This window comes from Streptomyces sp. NPDC001634 (assembly GCF_040298185.1).
GTDB lineage: Bacteria > Actinomycetota > Actinomycetes > Streptomycetales > Streptomycetaceae > Streptomyces.
In genome coordinates, this window is record NZ_JBEOZU010000169.1 from 1 (window position 1) to 9,901 (window position 9,901).

Genomic DNA, 9,901 nt, shown 5'->3' on the forward strand with positions numbered 1-9,901 from the left:
ACACGCCGTACCCCGTCGGCGCGCCCCGGCTCCCCTTACTCCCGTCGCCTCCGTACGGTGTCGAGGGCTTCCGGGCGCCCCGGAAGCCCTCGACACCGTGCGCGCGAGTGGGTCAGGCGCGGCGGCGTACCAGACGCACGAGGTCCCCCGTGCGGTGGCGGCGCGTCCAGGCAATCAGGGCCAGCGGAAGCATCAGGATCAGCGGGGTCGCCGCGTACTGGCCGTCGAAGACGGTGAGCTGAACGATGAACGCACCCACCATCAGCGCGGACAGCGCGACCGCCGAGACCGACGCCAGCACGGGTACCAACAGCGCGACCGCACCGGCCAGTTCGAGCGAGCCGATGATGTACATCCCCGTGCTCCCCCAGCCGATCTTGTCAAAGGACTCGACGGCCGACGGGTGCGCGATCAGCTTGGGCAGTGCGCTCGCGACCCCGTAGAAGAGCGCGAGCGCCACCTGCAGGGCGCGCAGGGAGATCTCGGCGCGACGGCTCCGGCTCTGGTCGTGGCTCACCGACGGGGCGACGGAGGCGGAGGTGGCGCGGGTGACGGGGGCAGTGGTCTCGGACATGGGGTTCTCCTGTGTGAAGCAGTTCCGCAGTGCTGTCACAGAGGTAGACCGGCCGGCGTCCCCCAACTCATCGCTACCCGGCCGGATTCTTCACCGCCCTCACCCACACCCCGTCCTCCGTCAGATAACGGTCCACCCTCAGCTCCGCCTCCCCCAGCGCTTCCTCGAACTGCTCCCTGCTCAGCGGCCGTGCCAGGAACGTCTGCGTCCAGTTCGCGTCGGGGAACTCGTACTCCGCGTGCACCGAGTTCACCCCGTCTCCCACCGGCTCCGAGGACACGATCCGTATCGTGAAGCCGCTCGGGTCGACCCGTTCGCGCGGCACGTCCGCGTGGTAGTCCGCCCCCTCGCGCTGGATCAGCACGCACCCGCCGTGCGCCACATGCCCTGCGCAGGTCCGCAGCATTCCGCGCCGCACCTCCTCGTCGCCCGCGTGTACGAGGAACGACGCGAGCATCACCACGTCGAACGTCTCGCCCAGGTCCAGGGCCTCGATCGGGCTGCATATCGTGCGTGTCCCGCGCACCCGCTCGAGCATCTCCGCCGACTCGTCCACGGCCGTGACCGTGAAACCACGGTCGAGGAGCGGGTGGGTCATCCGCCCGACCCCGCTGCCCAGCTCCAGAATGTGCGCGCCCGCGGGCACGGCCGTTGCGATGATGTCCGGCTCGTCCCCGATCGGCAGCCGTGAGTAGAGCTCGACCGCGCAGCCGTCGGGCGTGATCGCCCCGGGGCCCGTCCCCTCGTATCCTTCCCGCCTGTTCAGCCTCATGCCCGTCCAACGGACCGCCCGCAGCGGCTCGTTCCCGCTCCCCCATCACCCGATGGGGTGAAGCGGTCGACGGCAGCACGCACGCGCGGGATCAGTCAGAGCGCAAACCAGCCGTGCCCCCCGTACCAATGCCCGCCCGCCCGCAGATGGTCCCCCACCGCCCTCTCGACACCGCTCCGGCGCGGCAGCTCCTCCACCGGAAGTTCCGGGTCGCCGAAGACGAATCCGACCGGCACCCCGTCGTCCGGTGTCGTCTCCACGTGCGCGAGCTCGAATCGGTCCTGGAAGCGGATGATGTTGGACTCGGGCGGCAGATACCGCTTCAGCTGCGGATCCAGCAGCCAGGAGTGGCAGACGGCGATCTCGTAGCGCTCCTCGGGGTAGTGCCGGGCGAAGAACTCCCGTGCCAGCCCCAGGGACCGCTCGCAGGCGGACGGCGACAGCGGACCCGAGAAGTCCGGTATGTGCAGGCTCAGACAGGGGTCACCGGGCCCCGCTCCCTTCCCCGCCGCCGCGACGGCCCGCCCCGTGCGCTGCCCCAGCCGAGCCCGCTGGAACTGCAGCCGCCCCAGCTGGAACAGCTCCCCGTGGAAGTGCAGCGAGATCCACCACGGGAACAGCAGCCCGCCCGTGCCGCGCCGCCGTCGGTGGACCGCCACATGACGGCCGAGGTCGGCGAGCGTGCGCCGGGACACCTCCTGCGGGACGCCGCGCTCCCGGTGGTAGGCGCGCACATACGGAAGTGCCGCGACGAAGACGTACACGTGGAAGACCCGCCCGAGCGGCCCGGCGCACTCGGGGAACGGCGGCGGCTCCCAGCCCTTTCCGATCTCCCCCATGTCCCGCACGAACCGGGCGACACACCGCGCCAGCAGCGCCATCGCCTCCGGATCCTCACCGAGCCGGGCACGCAGCGCGACGAGCTCGTTGATGTCCTCGTGGGGCACGGACAGGTCCAGCAGGACCTCGGGCAGCTCGTCGGCGTCGGGCGGTGCGGCCCGCACGCCGGCGTCGCCCTCGCCCTCGAGGTCCCTCAGCCACTCGGCGAGCCTCGCGTCCGCCCGTAGCGCCTCCAGCAGCACCATCGCCTCCCCCGTGGATCCGGCCGCGCTTCCCGCGGTCGTCCGGATCCGGTCGCAGTTCCGTGGTGAACGTGCACCACGAAGGGTACTTTTCCGGGTAGGAGCGATGATTCCGATGCGTACGGGCAGTGAACCGGCGACAGCGCGCAGTGCTCTGCGGGCGCGCTTCTGGCTGAGCGTCTGGGGTCTGGTCTGGGCAACCTTCGGAACGGTTGTGTTCGCCCTTGTAGGGCGTCCTGGCTGGGCGGCGGCGTGCGGTGTCCTGTGGCTGGTGATCACCGTCGACATGGCCGTGATCCTGCGGCACATCCACCAGGGCCCGCACTGGCAGCCTGGCCCGGACGTCCCGCCGTACCCGCCGCCGGAGCGCCGGCGCCCGTAGCCGGGCGGTCGGCGTCGTGCAGGGCGCGCCTACGAGTCGAAGCGCGCCGCCTTCAGATACTGCGGATTGGGATCCAGCGCTGCCGCCAGCCGGAAGTGCCGCTTCGCCTCCTCCGGCCGCGCCTGGCGCTCGTAGGTGCGGGCCAGCGCGAAGTGCGCGAACGCGTTGTCCGGCTCACGCTCCAGCACGATGCTGAACTCCAGCTCGGCAGGTCGCAGTTGCGCCGCGGCGAAGAAGGCACGCGCGCGCAGCAGCCGCGCCGCCGTGTTCTCGGGATGCGCGGCTATGACTCCGTCGAGCAGCTTCACCGCGCCCCGCGGGTCCCGAGCGGCAAGCAGCTGCTCCGCGGCGCGGAAGTCGATGACATGCGTCTCCGGAGTACGTCCGGTGGAATCGCTGGTGTCGGGCACAGCAGAGTCCTTCCCTCACGGCGCCGGTTCAACGCCCCCGGTGGCGAGTGCTATTCCTGTGAACGATGCGCTCTGCGCACGAGTTCCTCCCATACGCCCCTTACGCGCCCCTCCAGCTGCTCCATGGGCACGTCGTTGTCGATGACGAGGTCCGCGATCTCCAGGCGCTTCTCGCGCGTCGCCTGGGCGCCCATGCGCGCGCGTGCGTCTTCCTCGGTCATCCCCCGCAGCCGGACGAGCCGGTCGAGCTGGGTGGCGGGGCTCGCGTCGACGACGACCACGACGTCGTAGAGGGGGGCCAGTCCGTTCTCGGTGAGGAGGGGGACGTCGTGGACGACGACGGCGTCCTCCGGTGCGGCGGTCTCCAGTTCGCGGGAGCGGGCGCCCACCAGGGGGTGCACGATCGAGTTCAGGACGGCGAGCTTCTCAGGGTCTGCGAAGACGATGGAGCCCAGTCTGGCGCGGTCCAGGCTGCCGTCCGGCGCGAGGACCTCCTTCCCGAAGGCCTCGACGACCGCCGCAAGACCGGGAGTTCCGGGCGCGACCACCTCACGCGCGATGCGGTCCGCGTCGATCAGCACGGCCCCGCATTCCACGAGCAGCCGCGACACCTCGCTCTTGCCGGCGCCGATACCGCCGGTCAGCCCCACCTTCAGCATGACCGGAAGCCTACGGCCTGCCACTGACAGTGCCGGTGGCAGGCCCGTACGTTCAGCCGTCGCCCTCGCGCTCCGCAAGGAAGCGCTCGAATTCCTGCCCGATCTCGTCCGCGGACGGGATGTCGACGGGCTCGGCGAGCATGTTGCCGCGTGTCTCGGCACCAGAGGCGGCGTCGTACTGGTGCTCAAGGCCCTGCACGAGCGCGACGAGCTCCTCGTCGCCCTCCTGGATCTGCCGGTCTATCTCCGTCTGCGTGCGGTACGCGTCGGTGCGCAGGGCATGTGCGACGCCCGGCAGGACGAGCCCCGTGGCGGCCGTGATGGCCTCCAGCACGGTCAGTGCTGCGTCCGGGTACGCGGAGCGGGCGATGTAGTGCGGGACGTGCGCCGCGACGCCCAGGACGTCGTGCCCGGCCTCCATGAGCCGGTACTCGACCAGGGACTCGGCGCTGCCCGGGACCTGGGCCTCCTCGAAGGGGCTGCGGTGGCCGGGGACGAGGTCGGTACGGTTGCCGTGCGGGGTGAGACCCACCGGCCGGGTGTGCGGCACGCCCATGGGGATGCCATGGAAGTTCACGGACAGTCGGACCCCGAGCCGCTCCACGATCTGCTGGACGGCCGCGGCGAAGCGCTCCCACTCCACGTCCGGTTCGGGGCCGGTCAGCAGCAGGAAGGGCGCTCCGGTGGCGTCCTGGACGAGGTACACCTCGATCGAGGGAACCTCGTAGTCCGTCCACCGGTCGCGCTTGAAGGTGAGCAGCGGACGGCGGGCGCGGTAGTCCACGAGCCGGTCGTGGTCGAACCGGGCCACGATCTGGTGGGGCAGCGAGTCGAGCAGCCGGTCGACGATCTGGTCGCCGGTCTCGCCCGCGTCGATGTACCCGTCGAAGTGGTAGAGCATGACCAGACCGGCCGACTCCTGGGCGAGCGCCATGTCGACGACGGCCAGGCCCTTCGGCTCCCATGCGTACAAACCCTGCGGATCAAGCACTGTAGACCGCGCCTCCTCGTGTTCGTACTGCACAACGTGGTGCAGGGCGCAGGCATTCCCGGCCCGCGCCCGTTCCTGCGCCGCTCCCTGCTTTTCAGCCACTCCCGTGGCTTACGTCGTAAGTACGCGCGCGTGGGGGGCCGTTATCGTATTTCGGGCCGATTGGAACCGGTCCGCGGTGGTCAACTCCCCGTCCAGAGCGCACTCATGCACTGAGGGCCCGCACCCCAGTGGGGTGCGGGCCCTCAGTCAACGGCTAGGCCTCAGCGGTGAGCGTTCAGCTCTGGCCGCCGGCCAGCTTCTCGCGCAGGGCAGCCAGCGCCTCGTCCGAGGCGAGCGCGCCGGAGTTGTCGCCACCCTCGGAGGAGTACGAACCACCGGTCGCGGCCGGAGCGGCGGCCTCGCCACCCTCGGCAGCGGCGGCGGCGTCGGCCTCGCGGGACTTGATGACCTGCTGCTGGTGCTGCTCGAAGCGCTGCTGCGCCTCGGCGTACTGGCGCTCCCACTCCTCGCGCTGCTTCTCGTAGCCCTCGAGCCAGTCGTTGGTCTCGGGGTCGAAGCCCTCGGGGTAGATGTAGTTGCCCTGGTCGTCGTAGGACGCGGCCATGCCGTACAGGGTCGGGTCGAACTCGACCGAGGCCGGGTCGGCACCGAAGGACTCGTTGGCCTGCTTCAGCGAGAGGCTGATGCGACGGCGCTCGAGGTCGATGTCGATGACCTTGACGAAGATCTCGTCGTTGACCTGGACGACCTGCTCCGGGATCTCCACGTGGCGCTCGGCCAGCTCGGAGATGTGAACCAGACCCTCGATGCCCTCGTCCACGCGGACGAACGCACCGAACGGAACCAGCTTCGTGACCTTACCGGGCACGACCTGGCCGATCTGGTGGGTGCGGGCGAACTGCTGCCACGGGTCTTCCTGGGTCGCCTTCAGCGACAGGGAGACGCGCTCGCGGTCCATGTCGACGTCGAGGACCTCGACGGTGACCTCCTGGCCGACCTCGACGACCTCGGACGGGTGGTCGATGTGCTTCCAGGACAGCTCGGAGACGTGGACCAGACCGTCGACGCCACCCAGGTCCACGAAGGCACCGAAGTTGACGATCGAGGAGACCACACCGGAGCGGACCTGACCCTTCTGGAGGGTCGTGAGGAACGTCTGGCGGACCTCGGACTGGGTCTGCTCGAGCCAGGCGCGGCGGGACAGGACCACGTTGTTGCGGTTCTTGTCCAGCTCGATGATCTTCGCCTCGAGCTCCTTGCCGACGTACGGCTGAAGGTCGCGGACGCGGCGCATCTCGACCAGGGAGGCCGGAAGGAAGCCGCGGAGGCCGATGTCGAGGATGAGACCACCCTTGACGACCTCGATGACGGTACCGGTGACGATGCCGTCCTCTTCCTTGATCTTCTCGATCGTGCCCCAGGCACGCTCGTACTGGGCGCGCTTCTTCGAGAGGATCAGGCGGCCTTCCTTGTCCTCCTTCTGGAGGACGAGGGCCTCGATCTCGTCGCCGACGGCAACGACCTCGTTCGGGTCGACGTCGTGCTTGATCGAGAGCTCGCGGCTCGGGATGACACCTTCGGTCTTGTAACCGATGTCGAGCAGGACCTCGTCCCGGTCGACCTTCACGATGACGCCGTCGACGATGTCGCCGTCGTTGAAGTACTTGATCGTCTCGTCGATCGCTGCGAGGAAGGCTTCCTCGTTACCGATGTCGTTGACCGCTACCTGCGGGGTGGTGGCGGTGGTCTCGGTGCTGCTCGTCATGTGGGAAAGGGCTCCGGTACGGACATTGAAGTCGTAGGCACTGCTTACGCCGGGAGCCCGTTTCGCTCTGCAGAAGCCGGACAGCCAAGGAAGCGCCACACCAGGTACAGCCTGTGGCGCCTCGAGAACCGAGGGGACATACAACAGATGCGAGCGCAGCCTGCTCCGTCTGAGGTGCGCAGGCCCGCAGCGCAACTTGTAGCATACGGGGGCAGCCGGACAGGGTCAATGCGCGAAGCCGCACACCCGGGGCGGATCGCCGCAATCCCGGCACAAGTCCTCATGCGACGGCAGCCGCATATCCGATAACGCCTCGAGGCCGCACAGGCCTGAGACACCTCTTCCGCGCCATCCGCCGAACGGGTTGCAGGGAAGAGTACGACGAGGGAGCCGATCATCCAAGAGCCCGAAGCGTCCGAGCCGGAAGCCACCCGACGTGCGGCGGGTGCCACGGAGAGTTCCCGGGCCAACCGGGGCTGGTGGGACCGGAACGCGGACGAGTACCAGATCGAGCACGGCACGTTCCTCGGCGACGACCGCTTCGTCTGGGGTCCCGAGGGCCTCGACGAGGTCGAGGCCGAACTACTGGGCCCGCCGGAGAACCTCAAGGGCAGGCGCGTCCTGGAGATCGGCGCCGGAGCGGCACAGTGCTCGCGCTGGCTGGCCGGTCAGGGCGCGCATCCGGTCGCCCTTGACCTCTCCCACCGCCAGCTCCAGCACGCCCTCCGCATCGGCGGGAGCATCCCCCTCGTCCAGGCCGACGCGGGCATCCTGCCCTTCAAGGACGCCTCCTTCGACCTGGCGTGCTCCGCGTACGGGGCACTGCCGTTCGTCGCGGACCCCGTCCTGGTGCTGCGGGAGGTGCACCGGGTGCTGCGCCCCGGCAGCCGCTTCGTCTTCTCGGTGACGCACCCGATCCGCTGGGCGTTCCCGGACGAGCCGGGACCCGAGGGGCTGTCGGTCTCGGCCTCGTACTTCGACCGCACGCCGTACGTCGAGCAGGACGAACAGGGCCGGGCCGTCTACGTCGAGCACCACCGCACCCTCGGCGACCGTGTCCGGGACATCGTGACGGCCGGCTTCCGGCTCGTGGACCTGGTCGAGCCGGAGTGGCCGGCCTGGAACACATCGGAGTGGGGCGGGTGGTCGCCGCTGCGGGGCGCCCTGATCCCGGGGACGGCGATATTCGTGTGCGAGCGGGACTGAGGGGGCGGTTCCGGCCAATCCACGGCGCCGGCGGCCCTGCGCGTATGCCCCGGGTGCGGGACGGGCAGAAACGATAAGCCGACACGTCACCCGACACGATCGACACGTCGCCCGACACGATCGATACGTCACCCGACACGTCGCCCTCAAGGCTGCGGTCCGCGGTGCTACGCGTGGGGGGTACGCGCATGCACGTCTGCCCGCTCTGCAAACGGAGCGACGGGACCACGAGACTCAGCGCGTACTGGAGGACGCTGTCGCCCGAAGGGCGGGCCGGGGTGCCGCACCTGGCCCGGCCCGCGCTGCACGACGAGCGGTGGACGGCGCCGCTCGGGCTGCTGACCGTGGGCTGCGCCCTGCTCGTCGCCGACACATGGCTGGGGTTCGTCGGGCTGGCCGGCGGAGGCTTCTGGCTGGTGTCGCTGCGCGACAGGGTGGCCCAGGCCGCGAAGGAGCGGGCCGACTGGCACAGGAAGCTGATCTGCCGGCCCTGCCACCACGCCTTCCTCCCCTGACGAGGCCGCCTGGAACACTGGTGCGGTGATCCGCCACGACGCCCTCGACCGCCTTCCCGTCCGTTCCGCCCTCCCGGCTCTTCGGCGGGCCCTGGACGCGGACGGCGTCGCGGTGCTGTGCGCGCCGCCCGGTACGGGCAAGACGACGCTCGTGCCGCTGGTCCTCGCCGGGCTCGTCGGCGGTGGGCCGGACCGCCGCGTGGTCGTCGCCGAGCCGCGGCGGATCGCCGCGCGGGCGGCGGCCCGGCGAATGGCGTGGCTGCTCGGGGAGAAGCCCGGCGACAGCGTCGGGTACACCGTGCGCGGTGAGCGGGTGACGGGGCGGCACACGCGCGTGGAGGTCGTCACGACCGGGGTGCTGCTCCAGCGGCTGCAACGGGACCAGGAACTGGCGGACGTCGATGTGGTGGTGCTCGACGAGTGCCACGAGCGGCACCTGGACGCCGACACGGTTGCCGCCTTCCTGCTCGACGTACGGGAGGCCCTGCGGCCCGGGCTGCGGCTGGTGGCGGCTTCCGCAACAACGGACGCGGAGGGCTGGGCCCGGCTGCTGGGCGGGGCGCCGGTTGTCGAGGCGGAGGGCGTGTCGTACCCCGTCGAGGTGGTGTGGGCGCCTCCCGCGCGGCCCGTCCGTCCGCCGCACGGGATGCGCGTGGACCCGGCGCTGCTGACGCATGTGGCGTCGGTGGTGCGTCGGGCGGTCGCCGAGTTCGAGGGGGACGTGTTGTGCTTTCTGCCCGGGGTCGGGGAGATCGCGCGCGTGGCGGGGCAGCTGGGAGGCCTGGGCGACGTCGAGGTGCTGCAGGTGCACGGGCGGGCGCCTGCGGCCGTGCAGGACGCGGTGCTGTCGCCCGGCACCGGCCGGCGGGTGGTGCTGGCGACGGCCGTCGCGGAGTCGTCGCTGACCGTGCCCGGGGTGCGCGTGGTCGTCGACTCCGGGCTGGCGCGGGAGCCCCGGATGGACCATGCGCGCGGGCTGAGCGCGCTGACGACGGTACGGGCCTCGCAGGCGGCGGGGCGGCAGCGCGCGGGCCGGGCGGGGCGTGAGGCGCCGGGCCGGGTGTACCGCTGCTGGTCCGAGGCGGAGGACGCGCGGCTGTCCCGCTTCCCGGCACCGGAGATCAGGCTCGCCGACCTGACGGCGTTCGCGTTGCAGGCGGCGTGCTGGGGTGACCCGGACGCATCGGGGCTGGCGCTCCTGGACGCTCCGCCGGGCGGGGCGATGGCGGCGGCACGGTCGGTGCTGACGGCGATCGGCGCGGTGGACCCGGCGGGGCGGGCCACGGACCGGGGCGTACGGATGGCCCGGCTCGGTCTGCATCCGCGGCTGGCACGCGCCCTGCTGGACGCGGCGCCCGAGGTCGGCGCGGATCGGGCTGCCGAGGTGGTCGCCCTGCTGAGCGAGGAGCCGCCGCGGGAGTACGGCGACGACCTGGCGGCGGCGTGGCGGGCGGCCCGGCGCAGCGGCGACGCGTACGCGGCCCGCTGGCGGGACGAGGTGCGCCGGCTGCGGGCCGGGGGGGGGGGGGGGGGGGGCGCCGC

At 71.1% G+C, this 9,901-nt stretch carries 11 protein-coding genes; 4 read left to right on the top strand and 7 right to left on the bottom strand.

The window, feature by feature from the left end:
- Nucleotides 1–112: 112 nt before the first annotated feature.
- From ABT186_RS46545 to ABT186_RS46555, 3 genes are all read right to left on the bottom strand, one after another.
- Nucleotides 113–574: a DoxX family protein gene (locus tag ABT186_RS46545; protein WP_351236739.1), complete on the bottom strand. Its 462-nt coding sequence runs from the start codon at nt 572–574 to the stop codon at nt 113–115.
- A gap of 73 nt (nt 575–647) precedes the next feature.
- Entirely contained in the window at nt 648–1,346 is a 699-nt protein-coding gene (locus ABT186_RS46550) for a class I SAM-dependent methyltransferase (RefSeq protein ID WP_351930470.1), read from the bottom strand.
- Between the two features lie 95 nt (nt 1,347–1,441).
- Nucleotides 1,442–2,428, bottom strand: coding sequence for an acyltransferase domain-containing protein (locus tag ABT186_RS46555; protein ID WP_351930480.1), 987 nt, complete (start codon nt 2,426–2,428; stop codon nt 1,442–1,444).
- Nucleotides 2,429–2,534: 106 nt separating this feature from the next.
- On the opposite strand from ABT186_RS46555, the gene ABT186_RS46560 reads away from it, so the two are divergent.
- On the top strand, nt 2,535–2,810 hold the full coding sequence (locus tag ABT186_RS46560) for a DUF6343 family protein (RefSeq protein WP_351930472.1): 276 nt from the start codon (nt 2,535–2,537) through the stop codon (nt 2,808–2,810).
- A gap of 29 nt (nt 2,811–2,839) precedes the next feature.
- Here ABT186_RS46560 and ABT186_RS46565 read toward each other — a convergent pair whose 3' ends face one another.
- The 4 genes from ABT186_RS46565 to rpsA form a co-directional block, all read right to left on the bottom strand.
- Nucleotides 2,840–3,220 carry a tetratricopeptide repeat protein gene (locus tag ABT186_RS46565; protein WP_351236744.1) on the bottom strand — a complete coding sequence of 127 codons (381 nt, stop codon included), beginning with the start codon at nt 3,218–3,220 and terminating at the stop codon, nt 2,840–2,842.
- A 50-nt stretch (nt 3,221–3,270) separates the two neighbouring features.
- Complete coding sequence (gene coaE / locus ABT186_RS46570; protein ID WP_351930474.1) at nt 3,271–3,879, bottom strand: dephospho-CoA kinase; 609 nt, start codon at nt 3,877–3,879, stop codon at nt 3,271–3,273.
- A gap of 52 nt (nt 3,880–3,931) precedes the next feature.
- On the bottom strand, nt 3,932–4,870 hold the full coding sequence (locus tag ABT186_RS46575) for a PAC2 family protein (RefSeq protein WP_351236753.1): 939 nt from the start codon (nt 4,868–4,870) through the stop codon (nt 3,932–3,934).
- A gap of 277 nt (nt 4,871–5,147) precedes the next feature.
- Nucleotides 5,148–6,638, bottom strand: a complete 1,491-nt coding sequence (gene rpsA, locus ABT186_RS46580; protein WP_055491747.1) for a 30S ribosomal protein S1 — start codon at nt 6,636–6,638, stop codon at nt 5,148–5,150.
- 393 nt (nt 6,639–7,031) lie between these two features.
- On the opposite strand from rpsA, the gene ABT186_RS46585 reads away from it, so the two are divergent.
- From ABT186_RS46585 to ABT186_RS46595, 3 genes are all read left to right on the top strand, one after another.
- The gene (locus ABT186_RS46585; protein WP_351236755.1) at nt 7,032–7,844 is read left to right on the top strand and encodes a class I SAM-dependent methyltransferase; all 813 of its coding nucleotides are present in this window, start codon (nt 7,032–7,034) and stop codon (nt 7,842–7,844) included.
- Between the two features lie 173 nt (nt 7,845–8,017).
- Nucleotides 8,018–8,359 carry a hypothetical protein gene (locus ABT186_RS46590; RefSeq protein WP_351930476.1) on the top strand — a complete coding sequence of 114 codons (342 nt, stop codon included), beginning with the start codon at nt 8,018–8,020 and terminating at the stop codon, nt 8,357–8,359.
- A gap of 25 nt (nt 8,360–8,384) precedes the next feature.
- Nucleotides 8,385–9,901, top strand: a 1,517-nt coding sequence (locus tag ABT186_RS46595) for a DEAD/DEAH box helicase (RefSeq protein ID WP_351930478.1), incomplete at its 3' end; no start/stop codon positions are given.